Here is a 25,459-nt window from a genome sequence, read left to right as displayed (position 1 = left end):
ACTAGAAATGATTTGATTGCCTTTAGGAATAACATCAACGAACATAGTGTTATTTCTAAAGTCGCTTTTTATTAATAAGTATAAAACTTTGAAAAGAAAAGGAGATAGTATTATGGCATTAACGCCAATGATGGTTCAATATTTTAATGTAAAAGAGAAATGTAAAGATGCCATAGTCTTTTTTAGACTTGGAGACTTTTATGAAATGTTTTTTGAAGATGCTAAAGTTGCATCTAAAGAATTAGAACTTACTCTAACTGGTAGGGACTGTGGACTTGAAGAAAGAGCACCAATGTGTGGAGTTCCATTTCATGCAGCAGAAAATTATATTGGACGGTTAATATCAAAGGGATATAAAGTTGCAATTTGTGAACAAGTAGAAGATCCAGCAGTTGCTAAAGGTATAGTAAAAAGAGATGTAGTTAAAATTTTTACACCAGGAACTTATACAGAAGGAACATTCCTAGAAGAAAGAAAAAACAATTTCTTAATGTCAATTTTTATAGAAGAAGATAGTGCATCAGTATCGTTTTGTGATATATCAACAGGAGAATTTTATTGTAGCGATTTTAAATATAATATGAGTTCAATACTTGATGAAATAGCAAAGTTTAATCCTAAAGAAATTGTTGTTCCTAATAACATTAGTGAAGAAGCAATTCATGAGATAAATAGCAGATTTGAAATTTCTATATCTAAATTTGAAATTGAGTATTTTGAAGAAAGTGATTTAAAAATAAAGGAGCATTTTAAAAACTATAATGATATACAGTTTACAGAGGTATTAAATAAATCAATAAATGGTCTTTTAAGCTATATAATAGAAACACAAAAAGTTAAAATGTCTCACATAGATATGTTAGAAAGATATAATATTCATGATTTTCTTGCTATAGATGGTAATTCAAGAAGAAATTTAGAAATAACTGAAAGTTTAAGAGATAAAAGTAAAAAAGGCTCTTTACTTTGGGTTCTTGATAAAACCAATACTGCAATGGGCGGTAGAAGGTTAAGAAAATGGATAGAACAACCATTAGTAAATAAAAGAGAAATACTTCTAAGACAAGATGCTATTGAAGAGCTTGTTAAAAATATTTCTAGAGAAGATGAACTTAAAGAAGCATTAAATAAAATTTATGACATAGAAAGATTAGTTGGTAAAATTAGTTCTAAAAGTATAAATGCAAAAGAACTTGTTTCATTAAAGCATTCTATAGAAAAAATACCAACAATAAAAGAAGTTCTAAAAAACTTTAAAAGTGAATTGTTATCCAATATTTTAGATGAATTAGATGATTTAAAAGATGTATATAATTTATTAGATAATTCAATATCAGATAATCCAGGACTTTCAGTAAAAGAAGGAAATATAATTAAAGATGGATATGATGAAAAAATAGATGAGTATAGAACTTCTAAAAGATGTGGTAAGGAATGGATTGCAAATTTAGAAAATGAAGAAAAACAAGTTACAGGGATAAAATCTTTAAAAGTGGGATATAATAAAGTTTTTGGATATTATTTAGAAGTAACAAAAACTAATTTAAGTTCTGTACCACAAGGTAGATATATAAGAAAGCAAACATTATCAAATGCTGAACGTTTTATAACACCAGAATTGAAAGATATGGAAGAGAAAATACTAGGTGCGGAAGATAAGCTTATGAAGGTTGAATATGAGCTTTTTGTGAAAATTAGAGATGAAGTAGAAAGTCATGTTGATAGAATGAAAGTATCATCTAAACTTATATCAGAGCTAGATTGTCTATGTTCATTATCTACTGTAGCAAGAGAAAATAATTATACAAAACCGAGCATTAACACAAAAGGAGTATTAAAAATACAAGATGGAAGACATCCTGTTGTTGAAAAAATGCTTTCAACTAACGAATTTGTGTCAAATAGTACACTTTTAGATAATGAAACTAATCAGCTACTTATAATAACAGGACCTAACATGGCAGGAAAATCTACATATATGAGACAGGTAGCACTTATAACATTAATGGCTCAAATAGGAAGTTTTATTCCAGCAAAAACTGCAGATATATCTATCTGTGATAAAATCTTTACAAGAATAGGAGCATCTGATGATTTAGCTGGAGGGAAAAGTACATTTATGGTTGAAATGTGGGAAGTTTCAAACATACTAAATAATGCTACTAGTAGAAGTTTAATATTATTAGATGAAGTAGGTAGAGGAACTAGTACTTATGATGGATTAAGTATAGCTTGGTCAGTTATAGAGTATATATGTAAAAATAAAAATATGAGATGTAAGACACTTTTTGCAACGCATTATCATGAACTTACAAAATTAGAAGGTAATATAGATGGTGTTAAAAATTATTCTATAGCAGTAAAAAAGGTAGATAATAATATAATTTTCTTAAGAAAAATTATAGAAGGTGGAGCAGATGAATCTTATGGAATAGAGGTTGCAAAACTTGCAGGAATACCTGATAAAGTTATATCACGAGCAAGAGAAATTCTTAAAACATTAGAAAATACAAATAAAGATAAAGAAGTATGTACAGATATAGCATTAACTAATGCAAAAGAAGATAATTTTGGATGTGAGAAAGAAAATTTACCTATAAAAGAAAATATAGAAATTGAAGAAAATAAAAATACATGTGAAAATTTAGAAGTGCAGCAGTTAGGGTTTTTAAATGCTGTAGATAATAATGAATTAATAGAAGAAATAAAGAAAATAGATTTACTAAATATGACTATAATAGAATGTGTAAATAAATTAAATGATATAGTAATAAAAGCTAAGAAGATGTAATTAAATGATGTAAGAAGCAATTTCTAATTAACAGGGGGAACGTAAAGTTCCCTCGTGTAATTACTTATGATAATATTGAGATGAATAATTGTTTTCATCTACGGTTAGTGTTTATATTACGATAAAAAGGGGTGATATAAATGAAGAGAATAAATATTTTAGATAAAGAGACATGTAATAAGATAGCAGCAGGTGAAGTAGTTGAAAGAGCAAGTTCAGTTGTTAAAGAACTAGTTGAAAATAGTATAGATGCAGGAAGTAAAAATATTGTAATAGAAGTTGAAGATAGTGGAAACAGATTAATAAGAATAAGTGATGATGGAAGTGGAATACATAAAGATGATATAGAAAAGGCATTTTTACCTCATGCAACAAGTAAAATTCAAGAAATAGAAGACATATACAAAATAAATAGTTTTGGGTTTAGAGGTGAAGCACTTGCAAGTATTTCATCTATATCAAGAGTAAATTTAAAGAGTAAAACTGCTTCTGAGGATTTTGGAAAAGAAATTATAATTGAAGGTGGAGAAATAAAGGATATTGTTGATGCAGCATGTAATGATGGAACAACAATAGAAGTAAGAGATTTATTTTACAATGTGCCGGCAAGACAAAAGTTTCTAAAATCACCACAAAGAGAATCATCGCTAATATCTGATCTTGTTTTAAGGTTAGCTCTTGGAAATTATGGTGTGTCATTTAAACTTACTAATAACGGAAAAAAGACTGTTAGTACTTATGGAAGTGAGAATTTAGAAGATGCAATTCATATTTTATATGGAAAAGAAGTTAGCAAAAATATAGTTCCTTTTGAGACTCACAGCGATATACTTTCTGTTTATGGATTTATAGGAAACAGTGAAATTAGTAGAGGTAGTAGAAATAGACAAAGTATATTTGTAAATAAAAGACTTATAAAAAGCAGCACAATAACAGCAGCGGTTGAAAATGCATTTAAGTCTTTTTTGACAGTTAATAAATTTCCGTTTTTTGTTTTGTTCTTAGATATTTTTCCAGAATATATTGATCCTAATGTTCATCCAACTAAAGCAGAAATAAAGTTTTATGATGAAAGAAGCATATTCAAATTTATTTTTGATAGTGTTCATTCAGCATTAAGAAATTATATGAAAGAGAATTTTAGTTTTACAGAAGATGGCGTAATAGAGTTTAAAAAGGAAGAAGAAACTAAATTTAAACAAGAGGTTTTACATGATGACTTTTTAGAAAAAAAAATAGATATTCAATATGTACCTATAGATTTAAAAAGTGATAGTACAATTGGAAAAGAAGAAAAGGCGTCATATAAAGTTGAAAATGATAATAAGATTTTTGAAAAAATACAAGTTAAAGATGCAGTATGGGAAAATGAAGATAAAAGTAAGGAAGAAATAATAACAAAAGAGAAAGAAAAACTATCATTAGAAAAAGAAGAAGTAGTTAAAAAAACAGAAAATAAAGAAATTGTACCTAAGTTTGGTTATGTAAAAATAATAGGTCAATTTAACAATACATATATAATTGCCGAGTGTAACAATGAACTTATTCTTATAGATCAACATGCAGCACATGAAAAATATATGTTTGAGAAATATAAAAAATCAATAGAGAGCTTTGAAGTTATAAGTCAAGTACTATTAACACCTATAGTTATTGAACTTTCCTTTGATGAAGCACCTTATTATGAAGAAAATAAGGATGTTTTTAAAAAAGCAGGATTTAACATTGAGGATTTTGGCAATAATACTATAAGTATAAGGGAAGTTCCTATGTTTTTAGGGAAGCCAGATGTAAAATCGTTGTTTTATGATATACTTGAGAACTTGAAAAATATGGGCAATGGAAGTACTGTTGAAGTAAAATACAATAAAATAGCAAGTTTAGCATGCAAAGCAGCAGTTAAAGCTAATAATAAGTTATCACAAATAGAAATGGAAAAATTAATAGATGATTTAAGATATATGGATGATCCATTTACTTGTCCACATGGTAGACCAACTATGATAAAAATGACATTAAATGAGATAGAAAAGAAATTTAAAAGAATACAATAAAAATGGGTTTAGGTGAGAAAATGAAAGATTTATTTATACTAGCAGGTCCAACAGCAGTTGGAAAGACGGAGATTTCAATAAAACTTGCAGAAGAATTAAATGGTGAGATAATATCTTGTGATTCTATGCAAATTTACAAAGAAATGAACATTGGTTCTGCTAAAATTTCAAAAGAGGAAATGAGAGGAATTAAGCATCATTTAATTGATGTTATACCGCCATGTGAAGAATTTAGTGTGGCTGAATTTAAAAAAAATGCAGAAATTTTTATAGAGGATATATCTAAGAGAAATAAGGTTCCAATGATAGTAGGTGGAACAGGTCTTTATATAAATTCTTTAATATTTAACTATAGTTTTGGTGATACAGATAAAGACGAAAATTATAGAAAAGAATTAGAAGAGTTAGCTGAAATAAAAGGAAAAGAATATATTCATGAAATGTTAAAGGAAATAGATGTAGAAAGTTATAACAAGTTATATCCAAATGATTTAAAAAGAGTTATTAGAGCTTTGGAAGTATATAAAACAACAAATAAAACAATGAGCCAATATTTAAAGGAACAAAATATATATGATATACCATACAATGTAAACTACTATGTATTAAATATGGATAGAGAAAAACTTTATGAAAGAATTAATAGAAGAGTAGACATTATGATGGAAAAAGGTCTTTTAGATGAAGTTAAGGCTTTAAAAGAAAAAGGATATACAAAAGATATGCAATCTATGAAAGGTATTGGATATAAAGAATTATTATCATATTTAGAAGGTGAAATTTCACTTGAGGATGCTGTAAATATGATAAAACAATTTAGTAGAAATTATGCTAAAAGACAGTTAACTTGGTTTAGAAAAGATTCTAGAGTCAAGTGGATAAATAAAGATGACTTTAAAAATGATGAAGAAATTGTAAACTTTATAAAGAATGATTTTATAAAAAGAAAAATATGCAATAATTAGAGTAATATCCTTAAATAATAAAGGAATTTGGAAAAATATATAGAATAAAATATATAGAAAAGAAATGAGAAAAAATGTAAGAAAAGTAACTTTATCACTATTGATAAATTTATAAAAAATAGGGGTACAAAATATTATGGAGGTATTAAAGATGACAAAATCAACAAATAACTTACAAGATATATTTTTAAATGGAGCAAGAAAAAATAGAATACCTGTAACTATTCATTTAACTAATGGGTTTCAAATTAAAGGAAATGTTAATGGATTTGATAGCTTTACAGTAGTATTATTTTCAGAAGGAAAGCAAATGCTTATATATAAACATGCGATTTCAACTATAACACCATTAAAGCAAATATTATTTACCAATAATGATTCTAAAGAGGAATCTGAATTGTAATTTTAAACACATTAATGTTATATGATATATTAAGTTAAGATTTCTTTTAGTAAAAAGCACAGTATATTTTTATATTCTGTGCTTTTTACATATAAATTTAAGTTTATTAAATATCTAGATTTTATTAGCGTAACATTACTATTTAGGTGTTTTTTTATTTAATTATAGTTTAAACTTGTTTCGAGATGATTAAATGGTATATAATATAAGATGATTTTATTCGTAGATAAACATTATATAATTTTAAAATTATAGTAATTTTACTATTTTTAATTTAAAATTTAATCTTAAATAGAGATTTATACATAAGTAAAGTAAGGGGAGTACAGAAATGTTAGATATAACAAAAGAATTTTTAATGAAAAAGTTTCATATAAGCGAAGAATTATTTGAGTTATCTCAAATAGCATTAGAAGATGTAAAAGAAGAGTTTAAAAAGTTAGATGATATAAAGGAATACAATCAATTAAAGGTTTTAAATGCTCTTCAAGAGGAAAGAATAAGTGATATGCACTTTACTAATTCATCAGGATATGGTTATGGCGATGTTGGTAGAGATGCACTTGATAAAGTTTATGCAAAAGTGTTCAATACAGAAGCAGCACTTGTAAGACCACATTTTGTTAATGGTACACATGCAATTGGGGCTGCACTTTTTGGAAACTTAAGACCAAATGACACTATGTTAAGTGTTTGTGGTTCGCCATATGATACATTACATAACATAATAGGAATTAGTGGAGAAGAAAACATAGGTTCACTTAAAGAATATGGTGTGAAATATAAGCAATTAGAGCTTAAAGATAATAAAGTTGATATAGAACTTATGAAAAAAACAATAAAAGAAGATTCAAGTATAAAGTTAGTACATATTCAAAGATCAACTGGCTATGGTTGGAGAAATTCATTATTAGTAAGAGATATAAAACCTATAATAGATGCAGTAAAAGAAATAAATGAAAACATAATTTGTTTTGTAGACAATTGCTATGGAGAATTTATTCAAACAATAGAGCCAACAGATGTAGGTGCAGATTTAGTAGCAGGTTCTCTTATAAAAAACATAGGTGGTGGAATTGCACCAACTGGAGGATATATTGCAGGTAAGCAAGAATGTGTAAATGGAGCTGCATATAGATTAACAATACCTGGAATTGGTGGAGAGTGTGGTTCAACTTTTGGTGTTATGAGAACTTTATTCCAAGGATTATTTTTAGCACCACATGTAGCAATTGAAGCTGTAAAAGGAGCAATATTCTGTGCTAGAATTATGGAACTTTCAGGATTTGAAGTTCTTCCAAAATATAATGATGAAAGATCAGATATAATTCAAGCTATAAAATTCAATGATAAGGATAAATTAATAAATTTCTGTAAGGGAATTCAAGCAGGTTCACCAATAGATTCATTTGTAGAATGTGAACCATGGGATATGCCAGGATATACAGATCAGGTTATAATGGCAGCAGGAGCATTTATACAAGGTTCGTCAATTGAACTATCAGCAGATGCACCAATAAGAGATCCATATATAGCATACCTTCAAGGTGGATTAACTTTTGAACATGCTAAAACAGGAATATTAATAGCATTAACAAAAATGATGAAATAATAATTATACCTCTATGATTTTTATATCATAGAGGTATTTTGATGAAAAGTTGTTAACAATATAAAATAAAAGAAATTAAGGAGAGATATTAATGGAAGATAATTTTAAAAGTCTAAATATAGATGAAAATATAATAAATGCATTAACACTACAAGGAATAAAGGAGCCTACACCTATACAAAGTAAGGCTATACCAGTTTGCTTAGAGAATAAAGATGTAGTTGCAGAAAGTGAAACAGGAAGTGGAAAAACATTAGCATATGTATTACCTATATTTAAAAAGGTTGAAGCTTCTAAAAGAGAAAATCAAGTTATAATATTGACACCAACTCATGAACTTGCAGTACAAGTACATAAAGTTATAGATAAATTATCTAAAGACAGTAATATGGGAATTACATCTATGACTATAATAGGAAATGTAAATATAAAAAGACAAGTAGAAAAACTAAAAGAAAAACCACATATAATAATAGGATCAAGTGGAAGAATTTTAGAGCTTATAAAAATGAAAAAAATAGCAGCACATACTGTTAAAACTATAATTATAGATGAATGTGATAAATTATTAGATGAAAACAATGAGAAAATGACAAAAGCTGTTATAAAAACTACACTTCGTGAAAGACAAGTTTTATGTTTTTCAGCAACTGTAACTGATGAAGTTTTAAAATTTTCAAAAGAAAATATGAAGGAACCAGTGGTATTAAAAGAAGAACAAAAACCTATAGCTAATAAAAACATTGAGCATATGTATTTTGTATGTGAAAGAAGAGATAAAATTTTAATGATTAGAAAACTTATAGCATCTTTAAAACCTAAAAAAGCAATAGTTTTTATAAATAATAGTAATGGGATAAATGTAATAGCAGACAAACTTAGATATCATGGTATCAAAGCAGAGGGTATTTCTGGAGAAAATTTTAAAGCTGAAAGAAAAAAATCAATGGATGCATTTATTCAAGGAAAAAGCAATGTATTAGTATCTTCTGATTTAACATCAAGAGGGTTAGATATTAGAGGAGTAACTCATATAATAAATTTAGATATTCCAGAAAATGAAATGGATTATATACATAGAGCAGGTAGATGTGGTAGAGGTCAAAATAGAGGTGTTTGTGCTTCTATAATCACCGAAAATGAGAAGCCTATGATAACAAAAATAAAGAATAAATTTAGTATAGATATAGATTTAAAAGAATTATACTTTGGAAATGTAGTAAATGAAGAGCAAAAAAAATCTATAAGTGAAATTGTAGATATTCCTAAAAAGAAGAAAGTTAAAAAACAAAATAAAAATAATGAAAAAATCACTAATAATAAAAATACTTATGAAAAAAGTAAGTATTGGAATAAGAAAAAATAGATAAAACAAGAAAATAGGTGCAATAAGTGTTTTGCACCTATTTTAAAAATTAAATTATTAGGCTCATAAAAAAGCTAAGGTTGTAAAAATACAATTTAGTATGTTATAATAAAAAACATATGTGTAAAAAGATATTAACTATTTAAAAAATAGAATAAAATAAAAACACTATTTGGAGGGCAAGAATTAATGATACAAGCAACTAATGTTAGTTTGAGATACGGATCAAGAAAACTATTTGAAGATGTTAACATAAAATTTACAGAGGGAAACTGCTACGGAATAATAGGTGCAAATGGAGCGGGAAAATCTACATTTCTTAAGATATTATCAGGAGAAATAGAAGCAAACACAGGAGATGTTTCTATGACACCAGGACAAAGATTAGCAGTTTTAAAACAAGATCACTTTGCTTATGATGATGTTGAAGTTTTAAAAACAGTTATGATGGGTCATGAAAGACTTATACAAATAATGGAAGAAAAAGATGCGTTATATGCTAAACCAGACTTTAGTGATGAAGATGGAATGAAAGCATCAGAGCTTGAATGTGAGTTTGCAGAACTTAATGGATGGGAAGCGGAAAGTGAAGCAGCAACATTATTAAATGGATTAGGCGTAAGCGAAGATTTACATACAAAATTAATGGGGGATTTAGAAGGTTCAGAGAAGGTTAAGGTATTACTGGCTCAAGCATTATTTGGTAAACCAGACATTTTAATCATGGATGAGCCTACTAACCACTTAGATATAAAATCTATAAACTGGCTTGAAAATTTCTTATTAGATTTTGAAGGAACAGTAATAGTTGTATCCCATGATAGACACTTCTTAAATAAAGTGTGTACTCATATGGCTGATGTTGATTTTGGAAAGATTCAATTATATGTAGGAAACTATGATTTCTGGTATGAATCAAGTCAATTAGCATTACAAATGGCAAAGGATCAAAACAAGAAAAAAGAAGAAAAAATGAAAGAATTACAATCATTCATAGCTAGATTTAGTTCTAATGCTTCTAAAGCAAAGCAAGCAACTAGTAGAAAGAAACAATTAGATAAACTTACACTAGATGATATAAAACCATCAACTAGAAGATATCCTTTTGTTGGATTTAAACCAGAAAGAGAAGCAGGAAATGAACTTTTAGAAGTTAAAGATCTATGCAAAACTATAGACGGAGAAAAAGTTTTAAATAATGTAAGTTTTAGAATAAACAAAGATGATAAGATTATATTCTTAGGTGATGGTACGGCTAAAACAACATTATTCAAAATACTTATGGGTGAAATGGAAGCTGATAGTGGAGAGTTTAAATGGGGTGTTACAACATCTCAAAGTTACTTCCCAAGTGATAATTCAGAGTACTTTGATGGATGTGATTTAAGTCTTGTTGACTGGTTAAGACAATATTCAGAAGAAAAATCTGAGAGCTTTATAAGAGGATTCTTAGGAAGAATGTTATTCTCTGGAGAAGAAGCTTTAAAAAGTGCTAATGTATTATCAGGAGGAGAAAAGGTTCGTTGTATGCTTGCAAAAATGATGTTAAGTTCAGCTAATGTATTAATATTAGATGAACCAACAAACCATTTAGATCTTGAATCAATAACTGCATTAAATAATGGATTAATGAGCTTTAATGGAACTATGTTATTTACATCGCATGACCACCAGTTCATTGAGACAATATCAAATAGAGTAATTGAAATTACTAAAGAAGGCGTTATGGATAGAACTATGACATATGATGAATACTTAGAAAATGATGAAGTTCAAAACAAAGTAAAAGAAATGAACAAATAATTTATATTTAAATTATATTATAAAGAGATACATCTTAATTTAGAATAGGTGTATCTCTTTTTTGTTTTATAAGGTAACCTATTTAATTTGAAAGTAATAAAATAATATAGGAATAAATTAGGAGTGAAAATTTATGATTGAGTTTCTAGATGATAATGAGAACTTTGGTGTAGATAAAAAAGATTATGAAATAGATGAAGAACATATAAATACAGCTAAAATACCAGTGTTAGTTTCTAATGTAAATTTAGTAGGTGAGTTAGTTGAAAACTTTAATATAATAGAGGGATATAAAAAAATATGTAAGTGTGATAAAAAAGTGGTTATACAAAGTTCAAAAGTTGTAGCAAACACATTAATTGTTGATGGATATATTTTAAGTGACATAGAGTATAGTACCAATAAAGAATATTTAAGAAGCATAAAGAATAAAACTTCATTTCAATTTGCTACATTTATAAATGAATATAAAAATGTAAGTGAAGCATATGTAGACTTAGTTAATTATAATATAAAAATATTAGATTTTTATAATGCAAATGATGAGTGTGAAAATTTAAATATAAAATTAGTCCAAAATGTAGTTGTAAATTTGGAGTTTGATATTTACGAAAAGAGATATATAAAAATAAATATATTGTAAGAGAATAGAGTATAATTGACTGAAAAATGTAGTAAATTGTAACAATAAAGGTAGGTAAGATATATATTATAATATGAAGTTTAAATTGAACTTTATAATTATAACATTATTTATAGTGTTATAATAATCTTGCAATGAGGTGAAGAAAATAATGAGCTGTAAGAATATACCAAATGCATCAACTAATGAATGTGAAAATAGAGAATGCAGTGATATAGAAATAAGATCAAAGGTATTAAGCACTAATGTTGAATCTAAGAAGAAATATGGAGAGAAAATAATAAAGAAACTTGGTGAAGTAGAAGTAGGTGGAATAGTAGTAGATGACACTTATATACCAGAAGGATACGTAGAGATAAAAGGAGTAACAAAAACACCTGTAATAACTCAATGCAAATTAGTATTTGGAAATATTATAGTTGAAGGTTATATTGTAAAAGATATAAGATATGCTACACCTGTTGATTGTCATATAGATATAGATAAATGTAAATCATATAGAAATAATTTAAAAGATATCGTAGTTAAAGTTCCATTTAGATTTGCTGGACCAATAGAAGATATAAAGATAGGAAGAAATCCGGATAGAGAAGAAACAAGAAAATATGATTATCTTCAAAATACAATGGGAGCATGCGACAAAGGAACTATGGGACCTGCTTTATGTGAGTGGGAATCATCAGAAAAAGGTTCATTAGTTAAACCTCCTTATTGTGAATTAATAAAATGGAAAATAAAAGAATATGATGTTTGTAGAGATGATGAGGAAGGTTGTCATCATAGCAAATTATATAATATTTTTACAGAAAAAATGGTTGTGACTTTCAAATTTGAAGTATTTCAAGAAATGGTAGTATGTCCAGAATAGAATAAAAAATAAAAGGTGTAGAGTGTAACAATTCTACACTTTTTTTATAAACTAATAGTAAAAAATGTATATTAAGGTGGGTTTATGGAGAATATAGAATTCTTATTAATACAAATTGTTGTAGATTTGATAGTAAAAAAATTCAAAATTAATTATAAAGACTTAAGTTATATATTAATGTATCTATATCTAAATAATAATAATAAAGACATATCTAAAGTAGATGTTGTAGATAGTGAAAATAATATAAATATTAGAAAAGATACAAAAAAGATAAAAGAAAAAAATTGCAAAAAAGATAATTGCGAAATTTATGAGGAACAAATTCATAACAATAGAAATAATAACATAAATAATGAGTTAGAAAATCAACAAGTTTTAAAAATGATAAGTGTAAATAATAATACAGAAAATATAAAACATAATACAGAAAAAGAAGTATGTAGTACAACAATAAAAGAATATGGAAAAATGGATAGTTCTATAAATATGCAAAAAAGTAATAAAAATGACAGTGTAGGAGAAATTTCAAAAGAAAGCATTTTAAAAAGTGATGTTGTATTAATTGATTCAGAAATAAATGATTTAGTTTTAGGTGAGGTAGAATTCAATGAACCAGTATTGAAAATATTAAGTGCAAAAAGTGAAATATCAGCATGTAAACCAGTGTGTTTTGAATGTGAAAATAAAAAAGAAGGTATGTTAGTTTATAAAGGTTTGTTAACAACTAATATAAAATATTTAAAACCTAAAGATATTGTTTCAAATGGATTTTGTAGTGAAAGCAAATATTACACTATATATACTCCTTTTGAAATATCTAAGAGAGTTCCATTAAAATTTAATGTTTTTAAAGATGGGAAGGATACCATTAAAGATATAAAAATAAATATAAATAAATATAGTGAAAATATATGTACAGAGTTTGTAAGTTGTTCTAATGAAAAAGAAAATTTTAAATGTAAATATAAAATAATTAATGCATTTAAATACAATGTGGAAATATTAAAAGAAGAAAAATTCAAATTAAGCTTTAAAAATAATTTTAAAGAAACAGGATAGTTGATTTAATTTATTTTTATAACTTAAAAGGAACACTATATAGGGTTTCAATCTGAAAAATGAAATTATTCAAATATTAAATGAGAATAATGTTATTCCAAGAAACAGAAATTATTTAAAACGTTATTCATAAAAATTTCAAAGAAACTCTAATGAATTTGCCATTTATTTCCAAGACTAAACGGCTATTAGTGAACTAAATTAAGATCTATGTAATTAAATTCTAGTTTATTTTTCATAACTCTTCGTCAGTAATTCACATTAATAAAATACCGTTATTGATATGAATTACTTCCTTGATTTATAAAAAATATACATTGAATTTTCAATTACATATTTCTAAATTTAGTTCACACGACATCTTGTCTAGGCAGTCGCTGAACCCGTCCTTGGGTTCAGGTCTTGAAAATAAAACACAAATTAATAAGATTTTCTAAATCAATTTTTAAAGAAATACTAATTTAAATAATTCCTGTTCCTTGATGAACAAAAAAATCTTTTCAATTAATAAATTTGTTATTTAAAATTTGAACGTGGAACCCTATATATGACTCCACGCTGAAAAATGAAAATACTATTATTTCAGTTGAAAAAAATATATTTAAACTAATGTATAAAAACTAACAATTAACGATAAAGGGTAAAATTGAACTGTCTAAAGTAATAGTTATATTTATTATTAAAACTATGGTCAGTAAGAATATTATAATGGGAATTTATTCTCCCAAATAAACCTTTTATGGATAAATATTATATTAATTTTATTTGAAGTACAAATAAAAAAATGTAGCGGGGATTTCAATCCCCGGGCATATTCACCATCATTGTTAATTGGTTCCCAACATGATATCAGAATAAACTATAAGCTAAATAGTATTATTTGATAAAAAGATTACTTTGAACCATATATTTAGTATGCTTTTTAAAATTAAATATTAGTTGAAGTATATGGATTAACATGAACCATACAATGTTTTATAGATTCATCTTCTTCTATAGAATTATGAATTTTCATAGCTATATTATGTCCTTCTTCAACAGTTAAATTAGAGTCAACAGAAATTTCTACATCAACGTAAATTCTATTAGCATGTAATCTAGTTTGAAGTTTGTCTATTTTTTCAACACCGCTTATAGAATAGATTTTATTTTTAATTTTAGTAATAGTTTCTTTGTCGGCAGATTCATCAATTAATTGTGAAATACTTTGTTTTACTATATCGTAAGCGACTTTTAGTATTAAAGCACTAATTATAAGTGATGCAATACTATCTAGTATAGGATATCCAAGTCTTGCGCCTACAATTCCAATTAAAGCACCTATAGAAGAAAGAGAGTCTGATCTATGATGCCATGCATCTGCTTTCATAGAAGAACTATTTATAAGTTTAGCATATTTCATAGTATAGAAATACATCCATTCTTTAGTTATTATAGAAAGTATGGCTGCATAAATTGCTAATGTACCAGGAGTAACAAAGTTTTTAGAAACTATATTTTTTACTCCAGAAATACCAATACCAATTGCAACAACAAAAAGCATTACTGATAAAAAAAGTGAAGATAAACTTTCTATTTTTTCATGTCCGTATGGATGCTTGGAGTCTTCGGGTTTATTAGAAAGTTTTAAACCAATGATAACACCTATAGTGCTTACTACGTCTGAAAAAGAATGTATTCCATCAGCAATCATAGCATTGCTTTTGGAAATAATACCTGCTAAAACTTTTAATATAGATAAAATAGCATTACCTATAATTGTATTTTTACTAACTTTCATTCCTATTTCTAATCTATTATCCATGTCTCCTCCATTATCAATTGATATAAAAAATATTTACTTTAAAACAAGTATAATATATATAGTATACTAAAAACACTAAAATGTTAATAGAAAAAATGTAAAAAAATAGATGGATTATATTATCAATTGAGAATGAAATCGATGATTATAAGATGTACTTTTTTAAATGATAAAGGGTATGGGTACCATTATCAAATAAACTTTTAGTTGACAAATTGTTAAAGCTGTATATAATATAGTGTATAATTGAAAAAAATAAATTTTATGAAGAGGACAGTACTTTCTAAAAAATTTTTAAGCGAGTAGAGGTTGGTGAAAGCTCTATAAATTTATAGAAATTCAAGTGGTAACATGAGAATGTAGCATTTGCTATAGGAAGAGAACCTTGGAAAAGCAATTTGAGAAAGTTAATTTTATTAACAAAAAATTGTCGCTATGTAGCGTTAAAGTATAAGGGGACTTATTTTATTATAAGTCAACTAGAGTGGTACCGCGGATAATCCCGTCTCTTTTATTAGAGACGGGTTTTTTATATTGTAAAAAAATAAAATTTGTAATATATAAAGAAAAGTTTGGAGGAATATTTATGGATTATAAAAATTATATAGCTAATATATTAAAAAATCATATTGATATGGATATTGAAGAAATAGAAAAATTAATAGAAATACCACCTAAGGCAGATATGGGTGATTATGCATTTCCTTGTTTTTCATTAGCTAAAACAATGAGAAAAGCACCACAAATGATATCAGGTGAAATAAAAGAAAAAATAAACGATGATAACTTTGAAAAAGTTGAAGCTTTTGGACCATACTTAAACTTTTTTGTAAATAAAGAAATACTTATAAAAAATACTATAGATAAGATTTTAAGTGAAGGTAAAAATTATGGTTCTAACAATGATGGTGAAGGAAAAAATGTTATTGTTGAGTATTGTTCAGCAAATATAGCAAAACCATTCCATGTAGGTCACTTATTTACAACTATGCTTGGAAATTCATTATATAAATCATTTAAGTTTCATGGATATAATGCAATAGGAATAAACCACTTAGGAGACTGGGGAACTCAATTTGGTAAGCTTATTTATGCTTATAACAATTGGGGTGATGAAGAAGCATTAGAAAAAGAACCAATAAAAGAAATGCTAAGAGTTTATGTTAAATTCCATGAAGAAGCAGATAAAAATCCTGAACTTAATGATGAAGGAAGAAAACACTTTAAATTGTTAGAAGATGGAAATAAAGAAGAAGTTGAACTTTGGACTAGATTTAGAAACTTAAGTTTAAAAGAGTTTGATAAGTTATTTAAAATGTTAAATGTTTCATTTGATTCTTTTGATGGAGAAAGTTTCTACACAGATAAAATGGATGCTGTAATAGAAGAGATAGATGAAAAAGGATTACTAACAGATAGCCAAGGTGCAAAAGTTGTTATGCTTGATGAATATAATATGCCACCTTGTATAATAAAAAAGGCAGACGGAGCAACAATATATGCAACTCGTGATTTAGCTGCTGCATTTTATAGAAAGAAAACATATGATTTTTACAAAAATATATATGTAGTTGCAAAGGACCAAGCACTTCACTTTAAACAAGTTTTCAAAACTATTGAACTTATGGGTCATGAGTGGGCAAAGGATTGTGTTCACGTAAACTTTGGACTTGTAAGATTTGCAGATAAAAAGCTTTCAACAAGAAAAGGGGATGTAGTATTCCTTGAAGACTTATTAAATGAAGCAGTTTTAAAAACATTAGAGATAATAAATGAGAAGAATCCAGAACTTGAAAACAAGGAAGAAGTTGCTAGAAAAGTTGGTATAGGTGCTATAGTATTTACTTATTTAAAAAATTCAAGAGAAAAAGATATAGTATTTAACTGGGATGAAATGTTAAGCTTTGAAGGAGAAACAGGTCCATATGTTCAGTATACTTATGCAAGAGGAAAAAGTATATTAAGAAAAGTTGGAGAAGGTGTAACTTCTGAAATAGATTATAGCAAATTAACTTCAAAAGAAGAATTTGAACTTATAAAAGAACTTGGAAACTTTGAAAATGCTATAAGTTCAGCACTTGAAAAGCTTCAACCATTTATGATAACAAGATATTGTATAGAAGTTGCTAAGGCGTTCAATAAATTCTATAATGCTCATAATATAGCAAATTCAGAAAGTGAAGAAGTAAAAAATGCAAGAATTAATCTTGTAAAAGCAACACTTCAAGTAATAGAAAATGGTTTAAATTTAATAGGTTTAGAAGTAGTAGACAGAATGTAATAAAACAATATAAAAAAGTGATATAAACTTTAAGTTTATATCACTTTTCTTTCTACCCATTTAGAATATGGAACTTCAAAGTTGCTATCTATATTAGCCTTTGTATAGTTATAAAAAGTATTAAGAAAATCTTTTCTTATTGGTATATCAATTAATGAAATACCACCTAATTTAATTTGATATTGAAGTATTTCATCAAGTGATAAATTATCTTTATTATTCATCATTTGATACATTGCCATAAATGTAGTTGTTCTACCTTCTCCAGCTTCACAGTGAAAGTGTAGATGAGAAGAAGTACCTTCTGATTTTACAAAGTCTACAAACTCATCAACAATATCATCAGAAGGAATATAATTATCCTTTACAGCAAATCTAATATAATTAATATTTTTTGAGGTAACTAAATTTTTTTCAGACAAAACACTTTGAACTTTAACAGTTTTTAAAAGATCTAATTTTTTATTATATATATGCATCACTGAACTAATAGGAATTTTAGAAATTTCTTTTGATTCAACTCTTAAAACTTCACTACTAGAAAGTCCATCATTTAAATCTACATTTGGATTCCAAAACATAAAGGCTATATTTTCATTCAACAATCCATGAGATTCTTGTCTAAGATCTACAATATATAGTTTGTTACTATCTATATTGTTTATTATATTTTCAACTTGAGCAGCAGTAAATTGAGCACTTCCAGATATATTTAAAGAAGCATCTTTTCTAAAAAGATTAGGAAGAGAATTTGAATTTTCATTATCTAAAACAGTATAAATATTAGAAGCTTCATCATATCCTAAAACTGAAAAGGAATTAAAAGCAAAAGAAAAAATAAGTAATAAAACAAGTAAAAGTTTTTTAAAATAACTCATAGACAATGTCCTTTCAAAAATAATTATAAATTTAATTAACTTTAGTATTAAGTTTCATATAGAAAAATATTCATATTATTATCAATACAGTTTATTAAAATGTAATAGTTTATCAATTGAGGTTTTAGTATTTTCTCTAGTTGTAGTTGAATTCTTAAACTTTTATTTCTTTTTAGGTAAGGGGTTAATATTTTTTTGTTTTGTAGATAAGACTTCAGTTTTGGCAATTTTTGATTTGGATAGAAAATTAAAATGTAGTATACTTTTCAATACTATACATTAATATTTAAATAAGTTAAAATTAATTATATTATTACACGGAGGAATTTAAACACTATGATTGCATTAGTACTAGTTTTATCTATAATTTTAATATATTGGTATGTAGTTAGGTTTGCATTTAATCAATGTATTAATAGTCATAAAAAGAATAAAGAAGAATCAATGAATCTTTTAACTAAAAGAGGAATATATGACATTAGAGAATATGATTTTTTAGAATTTGAAAATTTAGAAATAGAAAGTGATGATGGATGTAAACTAAAGGGGTATTATCTTGATTTTTTTCCAAAAAGTAAGAAGTTTATTATAATATCTCATGGATATACAGGGAATCATTATATGTCTCTACAATTTTTAAATATATTTAAGTCAGAAGGATTTAATGTATTACTTATAGATGTAAGAGCACATGGAGATAGTGGGGGATCATATCCAACTTATGGTATATTGGAACAAAAAGATTTAGATAAATGGGTAGATTTAATAAAGGTAAAATTTGGAGATGACATTACAATAGGATTGCATGGACAATCAATGGGTGCTGCAACAGTTTTAATGTATGGTGGAAAGCATCATGATAAAATAAACTTTATAGTTGCGGATTGTGGGTACTCTAATGGAAAAGAATTATTAAAATATAAATTTAAAATGAGTAAGGTTCCATTTGCACCATTCTATCCAATATTAAACTTAGTTTTTAAAATAAAATGTAAGTTTTCAATGAATGATGTATCACCAATTGATGACATTAAAAATAGTGAAATTCCAACATTATTTATTCATGGAACAAAAGATATTACAGTACCAGTATGGATGAGCAAAGAAATGTATAATGCTAAAAAAGGAAATAAAAATGAAATTTATATAGTTGAAGGTGCAAACCATGTGTGTTCTTATGATGTTAATGAAGAAGAATATAAAAAAACTGTTAAGAACTTTATAAAAAATGTGTTGCGTTAGTAAAAAAAGATGACTATCAATAAAGAGAAGTCATCTTTTTTATTTTTAATTAACATTTAAATGATTTCCTATTTAAAACTCCAATTATTCAAGCACATAAAAAGCAAATACCTTATATAGGGTTCCAAGTTGAAAAATGAAATTATTCAAATAATAAATGAGAATAGTAGTATTCCAAGAAACAGGAATTATTCAAAACGTTATTCATAAAAATCTCAAAGAAACTCTAATGAATTTGCCATTTTATTTCCAAGACTAAACGGCTGAATCGACGTCCTGTTTAGGCAGTCGCTGAACCCGTCCTTGGGTTCAGGTCTTGAAAATAAAAAACAAATTAATAAGATTTTCTAAATCAATTTTTAAAGAAATACTAATTTAAATAATTCCTGTTTCTTGATGAAATAGAAAAAGTTTTTCAATTGATAAAGATGTTATTTTGAATTTGAACTTGGAACCCTATATAGCAATCCAAGTTACTCATGTTTCAGTTGAGAACTTTAACTCTAATTATTAATCTATATATTTATATTAAAAAAATTGACAATTGACATCTTACAGTTAATGTAAAAATTCTATTTTCAATTTTAAAGAATGATTTTTTATTAAATTTACTAAGCAAATTAATTGAAAACAATATAAAAACGTAGTTTTTAAGCATTTCTATTTTTAGATATTAGGAACGAAGTGAGTAATATCTACCATAACTTTTCACTTTTCACTCTTAACTCTTACTTGGTTCCAAATATAAAAATAGAAATAAACTGTAAGCTTAATAATATCATTTGATAAAGATGTTATTTAAAATTCAAACTTGGAACCCTATAGTATTCATCAATATACACTTAAAAAAATGTATTTATTATATAAATGTAACAAATAAAATTTAAATATCAAATAGATAGTAAAACTTCTATAGTTTTTATCTATTGGTAAAATTTTATAAAAGATTTTACAATATAATAAGATAAATCACATAAAATATATATAGTGATTTACAAAAAAAGACAGCATTATATAAATTTATATAAATAATATTTATTATTTTAATTTCGGAGGTAAATAAAATGGACAAAAAAGAATTATTTCAAAATATAAGTGATGCAGTAGTTGATATGGAAGAAGATTTAACAAAGGAATTATGTGAACAATCATTACAAATGGGAATACCAGCATATGAGACTATAAATTGTGGATTAATTAAAGGAATGGATAGAGTAGGAAAACTTTATGAAGAAGAAGAATATTTCCTTCCAGAAGTTTTAATATGTTCTGATGCTATGAATGAAGGATTAGATATTTTAAAACCACACTTAGATAGAGGTATAATAGAAAATCCATTAAAAATTGTTATTGGTGTTGTTGAGGGTGATACTCATGATATTGGTAAAAACCTTGTAAAGGTTATGATGGAAGCAGCAGGATTTACTGTTTATGATTTAGGAAGAGATGTACCTTTAGAGAAATTTGTTGAAGAAGCAGAAGAAAAAGATGCAAATTTAATTTGTATGTCAACACTTATGACAACAACTATGCCAGGAATGAAAACTGTTATAGATAAATTAAATGAAAAGAATATAAGAGAAAAATTTAAAGTTATGATAGGTGGAGGCCCAGTATCACAAAAGTTTGCAAATGATATAGGTGCAGATATATATACAACAGATGCTAATGAAGCTGTTAGAAGAGTAAAAGAAGTTTATTCAATGTAAAATAACTTGTAGGGAAACTCGGGGGAGTTAAAATGGATACAACTGTAATAAAAAAGGATGAAATGACTCCAAAGGAAAGAATGATAGCTTTTTCAAAAGGGCTAGAGTTTGACAGAATACCATGTATGCCACATATGGGTGATTCAATGGCACCACTTATAGGTATAAATATAGATGAGTATTATAGATCTGCTGACAATATGGCAAATCTTGAAGAGTTCCTATTTGAAAAATTAGGGCATGATTCAGTAGGTGTAAATACTACATTAAGAGGGGTAGGAGAAGCACTAGGAAGTAAAATAGCTTTTCCTAAAAATAGTATTTCATATGTAGAAGAGCCAGTTTTAAAAGATATAAAAGATGTAGATAATTTAGATGTTATAAATCCACATAAAGATGGAAAAATCCCAGTTTGTTTAGAAGCATTAGAAAAAATTCAAAAAAAACTTGGACATGTTGTCGGTGTTGGATGTAATGTAGCTGGACCATTAAGTGCAGCATCAGCAGTTATTGGAACAGATAAGCTTTTAAGAGCAATGATAAAAAATCCAGAAAAGTTACATACACTTTTAAATTTAGTTACTGAATGCAATATAAAAATTATAGAAGCAGCTTCAAACTTAGGTGTTGGATTTTCAATGTCAGATCCAGTGTCATCTACTAGTTTATTAAGTGTAAAACAGTATAGGGAGTTCTCAATGCCGTATGTTAAAAAATGTGTAGATAAAGTTAGAAGTCTTACTGGCGTTGGTATGGGTATTCATATATGCGGAAAAAGTAAAGAGATATGGGAATTGGTAGCAGAAGCTGGTATAACATCTATAAGTATAGATAATATTGAAGATGTAGAAGAGGCTAAAAAAATATTAGGAAATAAAATGCTTATATCTGGAAATGTAAAACCAGTAGAAACAATAAAAAATGGAACAAGAGAAGATATAATGAGAGAAGCTAAAGAATGTATAAAAAGAGGATATGGAAGTCCAAAAGGATATATATTAAGAACTGGTTGTCAAATTCCGGCAGGAACTAAGCTAGAAAATATAGAGGCTTTAATGGATGCTGCAAGACTATATGGAAGATATCCAATAAATATAAATGAATTATAGATTCCTATACAAATTTAAATAGATATAAAATTATAAACATGATTCATACCAGTTCATAAAATTTTGGACTGGTATATCTGTTATTATGAATGAGGTTTTAGTTATGAATGAAAAAGAAAGATTATTAAAAGTTTTAAGAAATGAAGAGGTGGATAGACCACCAGTTATATGTCCAGGTGGCATGATGAATGCAGCTGTTACAGACATACTATTAAATATAGATAAGAATCATAATTGTGACTGTGATTCAATGGTAAAAGCAGCTAAACTTGTAAATGAGGAAATTGGATTTGAAAATTATGGAGTTCCGTTTTGTATGACAGTTGAAGCAGAACCTTTAGGAATAGAATTAAGTTTTGGCGATAAGACAGTAGAACCAAGAGTAACAAAATATAATGAAAATGAATTGGAAGAAATTATAAAATCTTATAATATAAAGCCATTAATGGATAAGAGAATGCCTGTAGTTATAGAAGCAATTAAAAAATTAAAAAATGATAATGTACCTGTAATAGGAAATATAACAGGACCAATAAGTACTGCCACATCAATAGTAGATCCATTAAAATTAATAAAAATGTTTAGAAGAGAACCTGAACTTGCTTATAAATTTATAGAGTATGTAAATGAGTATTCTATAGATTATGCAAAAGAAATGATTAAAGCAGGAGCAGATGTTATAGCAATATCAGACCCAACAGCTACAGGTGAAATACTTGGAAAGAAAAACTTTGAAAAATTTGCATATCCAATGTATAGAAAGTTTTTAGATGAAATGCATAAGGTTAATACGCCAGTTATAATTCATATTTGTGGTGATTCTAAAAACATTATAGAAAGCTTAGATGATTTGAATATAGATGCAGTAAGTTTTGATTCAAGAGTGAATATGAGAGATGCTAGGTTAAAGATAAAGAATAATCTTATGGGAAATGTAAGCACTCAACTTTTACATCAAGGAGATAAAGAAAGAATTATAAGAGTAACAGAAAATTGCATTGCATCAGGTGTAAATATAGTTTCACCAGCTTGTGGTCTTAGCATGGCTACACCAAAAGAAAACTTGAAAATAATGACAAGTTATGTGAAGGGAAGAAGTAATTAATGCCAAAGGTATATTTTAAAGATAAAAATCTTTATGCAAATTGTGAAATAGGTTCAACTCTTTTAGAATGTATTAGAGAAAATAATTTAAAACTTGAAACACCATGTAATGCTATTGGTATTTGTGGAAAATGTAAAGTTATTGCAATTGGAGATTTAACTAAAGTAGAGGAAAATGAGTTACCATTTATAAACATAGAAAAAAATGAAAGACTTGCATGTATGGCAAAAGTAACTGGTGATGTACAAGTTGAATTTATAAATAAAAATGAAAAACTTAAAACTATAAATAGAGGTTATTCTATAGACACAGAGTTATTACCAGAAATAAAAAAGGAAACTGTAGAAATTTTTGATTTAAAAAGTTCTAAACCATTTATAGAGAATATAGAAAAAGAAATATCATCAATAAAACTATATGACAATTTATCTAATTTAGAATTAAACAATAAAAGTAGTTTTGAAATTGTAACAAAAGGAAATTTAATAATAGATATAAAAGAAAAAATAGAAAAAATTTTTGCAGTGGCTATTGATATAGGTACAACTGGTATATCTAGTTATTTAATAAATTTAGAAGATGGAGCTATTTTAAATAAAATATCATCTTTAAATCCACAAACAGAATTTGGAGGAGATGTTTTAACAAGAATAACTTATTGTATGGAAAATACTAATGGAGTGTATGACTTAAAAAGAGTTATTTGTGAAGAAATAAATAGATTAGTAAAAGAACTTTTAATAGACTATGGAAATAGTGATGAAGTTTATTCTATTTGTATTGCAGGAAACACTACAATGTTACATTTATTATTAGGTATAAGTCCAGTAAATTTGGCAAAAGCGCCATATAGACCTATATTTTTAGATGGAATGAATGTAAAGCCTTGTGAATTAGAAATTAATATAAATAGCCAAGGAAATATTCTTTTATTACCTAATGCATCATCTTATGTTGGAGCAGATATTGTAGCAGGTGTTATTGCAAGTGGATTTAATAAAGAATCTAAATCTGGAATATTTATAGATATAGGAACAAATGGAGAGATTGTTGCTATAAATAATAATAAAATTATGGCTACATCAACAGCAGCAGGGCCAGCATTAGAAGGTATGAATATAAGTTGTGGATGTAGAGCACAAGAAGGTGCAATAGAAAGCTTTAGTATAGATGATGATTATAATATTAATTATGGTGTAATTGGAGATTGTGAACCTTTAGGAATTTGCGGTAGTGGTCTTTTAGATTTAGCATCAGCACTTGTAAAATCTAAAATTGTATTAAAAAGTGGTAGATTCAATAAAGAATTACCAGAAATTATAAAGGATAAAATAGTAGATAAGAAATTTTATATAACTGAAAACATCTATATTTCACAAAAAGATATTAGACAAATACAGCTTGCAAAAGGTGCAATAGCAGCAGGAATAACTATGCTTTTAAAAGAGATAAATTTAAATATAGAAGATGTAGAAGATGCTTATATAGCTGGAGCCTTTGGATATCATGTTAATGGTGAAAGTATAAAAAATATAGGATTAATACCAAAAGGATTTAAAGGAAAAATAAAATTCCTAGGAAATACATCATTAGAAGGTGCTAGAATAGCTATTTTAAATAAAGATATGTTTAAAGAAATGACAACACTTAAAGAAAATATGAGTGTTTTAGAATTGTCTACAAGTAGTGAATTTCAAGAACACTTTATAAAAGAATTAAATTTTTAAAATATGAAAATAAAGAGTTAAAATATTTCTATTAATA

The 25,459-nt window shown here is 26.6% G+C and carries 18 protein-coding genes; 16 read left to right on the top strand and 2 right to left on the bottom strand.

The window, feature by feature from the left end; genetic code table 11:
• Positions 1 to 112: 112 nt before the first annotated feature.
• The 10 genes from mutS to BN346_RS04795 all read left to right on the top strand — a co-directional run bounded on the left by mutS (position 113) and on the right by BN346_RS04795 (position 13,567).
• Positions 113 to 2,791, top strand: a complete 2,679-nt coding sequence (mutS, locus tag BN346_RS04840; protein ID WP_034440046.1) for a DNA mismatch repair protein MutS — start codon at positions 113 to 115, stop codon at positions 2,789 to 2,791.
• A 140-nt stretch (positions 2,792 to 2,931) separates the two neighbouring features.
• Positions 2,932 to 4,845: a DNA mismatch repair endonuclease MutL gene (mutL, locus tag BN346_RS04835; protein ID WP_034440044.1), complete on the top strand. Its 1,914-nt coding sequence runs from the start codon at positions 2,932 to 2,934 to the stop codon at positions 4,843 to 4,845.
• A 20-nt stretch (positions 4,846 to 4,865) separates the two neighbouring features.
• Positions 4,866 to 5,810: a tRNA (adenosine(37)-N6)-dimethylallyltransferase MiaA gene (gene miaA / locus BN346_RS04830; protein ID WP_034440095.1), complete on the top strand. Its 945-nt coding sequence runs from the start codon at positions 4,866 to 4,868 to the stop codon at positions 5,808 to 5,810.
• 151 nt (positions 5,811 to 5,961) lie between these two features.
• On the top strand, positions 5,962 to 6,213 hold the full coding sequence (gene hfq / locus BN346_RS04825) for an RNA chaperone Hfq (protein ID WP_034440042.1): 252 nt from the start codon (positions 5,962 to 5,964) through the stop codon (positions 6,211 to 6,213).
• Positions 6,214 to 6,544: 331 nt separating this feature from the next.
• On the top strand, positions 6,545 to 7,825 hold the full coding sequence (locus tag BN346_RS04820) for a methionine gamma-lyase family protein (protein WP_034440041.1): 1,281 nt from the start codon (positions 6,545 to 6,547) through the stop codon (positions 7,823 to 7,825).
• Positions 7,826 to 7,916: 91 nt separating this feature from the next.
• Entirely contained in the window at positions 7,917 to 9,191 is a 1,275-nt protein-coding gene (locus BN346_RS04815) for a DEAD/DEAH box helicase (protein ID WP_034440039.1), read from the top strand.
• Between the two features lie 189 nt (positions 9,192 to 9,380).
• On the top strand, positions 9,381 to 10,994 hold the full coding sequence (locus BN346_RS04810) for an ABC-F family ATP-binding cassette domain-containing protein (protein ID WP_034440036.1): 1,614 nt from the start codon (positions 9,381 to 9,383) through the stop codon (positions 10,992 to 10,994).
• Between the two features lie 133 nt (positions 10,995 to 11,127).
• On the top strand, positions 11,128 to 11,637 hold the full coding sequence (locus BN346_RS04805; protein WP_034440035.1) for a hypothetical protein: 510 nt from the start codon (positions 11,128 to 11,130) through the stop codon (positions 11,635 to 11,637).
• Positions 11,638 to 11,788: 151 nt separating this feature from the next.
• Positions 11,789 to 12,505 (top strand): hypothetical protein, encoded by a 717-nt coding sequence (locus BN346_RS04800; RefSeq protein WP_034440033.1) that lies wholly within the window; start codon positions 11,789 to 11,791, stop codon positions 12,503 to 12,505.
• An 84-nt stretch (positions 12,506 to 12,589) separates the two neighbouring features.
• Positions 12,590 to 13,567, top strand: coding sequence for a hypothetical protein (locus tag BN346_RS04795; RefSeq protein ID WP_034440032.1), 978 nt, complete (start codon positions 12,590 to 12,592; stop codon positions 13,565 to 13,567).
• A gap of 928 nt (positions 13,568 to 14,495) precedes the next feature.
• Here BN346_RS04795 and BN346_RS04790 read toward each other — a convergent pair.
• Positions 14,496 to 15,371: a cation diffusion facilitator family transporter gene (locus BN346_RS04790; RefSeq protein ID WP_034440030.1), complete on the bottom strand. Its 876-nt coding sequence runs from the start codon at positions 15,369 to 15,371 to the stop codon at positions 14,496 to 14,498.
• Between the two features lie 586 nt (positions 15,372 to 15,957).
• On the opposite strand from BN346_RS04790, the gene argS reads away from it, so the two are divergent.
• Entirely contained in the window at positions 15,958 to 17,652 is a 1,695-nt protein-coding gene (gene argS / locus BN346_RS04785) for an arginine--tRNA ligase (RefSeq protein ID WP_034440028.1), read from the top strand.
• Between the two features lie 35 nt (positions 17,653 to 17,687).
• Here argS and BN346_RS04780 read toward each other — a convergent pair whose 3' ends face one another.
• Positions 17,688 to 18,530 (bottom strand): fused DSP-PTPase phosphatase/NAD kinase-like protein, encoded by an 843-nt coding sequence (locus BN346_RS04780; RefSeq protein WP_051540027.1) that lies wholly within the window; start codon positions 18,528 to 18,530, stop codon positions 17,688 to 17,690.
• Positions 18,531 to 18,866: 336 nt separating this feature from the next.
• On the opposite strand from BN346_RS04780, the gene BN346_RS04775 reads away from it, so the two are divergent.
• From BN346_RS04775 to BN346_RS04755, 5 genes are all read left to right on the top strand, one after another.
• Positions 18,867 to 19,772 (top strand): alpha/beta hydrolase, encoded by a 906-nt coding sequence (locus BN346_RS04775; protein WP_034440026.1) that lies wholly within the window; start codon positions 18,867 to 18,869, stop codon positions 19,770 to 19,772.
• Between the two features lie 1,064 nt (positions 19,773 to 20,836).
• A complete protein-coding gene (locus BN346_RS04770) occupies positions 20,837 to 21,481 on the top strand; it encodes a corrinoid protein (RefSeq protein ID WP_034440024.1) in 645 nt (214 codons plus the stop codon).
• A gap of 32 nt (positions 21,482 to 21,513) precedes the next feature.
• Complete coding sequence (locus BN346_RS04765) at positions 21,514 to 22,590, top strand: uroporphyrinogen decarboxylase family protein (protein ID WP_081770921.1); 1,077 nt, start codon at positions 21,514 to 21,516, stop codon at positions 22,588 to 22,590.
• A gap of 103 nt (positions 22,591 to 22,693) precedes the next feature.
• The gene (locus BN346_RS04760; RefSeq protein ID WP_051540026.1) at positions 22,694 to 23,695 is read left to right on the top strand and encodes a uroporphyrinogen decarboxylase family protein; all 1,002 of its coding nucleotides are present in this window, start codon (positions 22,694 to 22,696) and stop codon (positions 23,693 to 23,695) included.
• The gene (locus BN346_RS04755) at positions 23,695 to 25,422 is read left to right on the top strand and encodes an ASKHA domain-containing protein (protein ID WP_034440020.1); all 1,728 of its coding nucleotides are present in this window, start codon (positions 23,695 to 23,697) and stop codon (positions 25,420 to 25,422) included. The genes BN346_RS04760 and BN346_RS04755 overlap by 1 nt, the downstream gene beginning before the upstream one ends.
• Positions 25,423 to 25,459: the final 37 nt, after the last annotated feature.

The sequence above is a fragment of the Clostridium ihumii AP5 genome, assembly GCF_000612845.1.
Taxonomy (GTDB): domain Bacteria; phylum Bacillota; class Clostridia; order Clostridiales; family Clostridiaceae; genus Clostridium_J; species Clostridium_J ihumii.
Note: the sequence above shows the minus strand (reverse complement) of the source record. Positions and strands in the feature narration are given on the sequence as shown.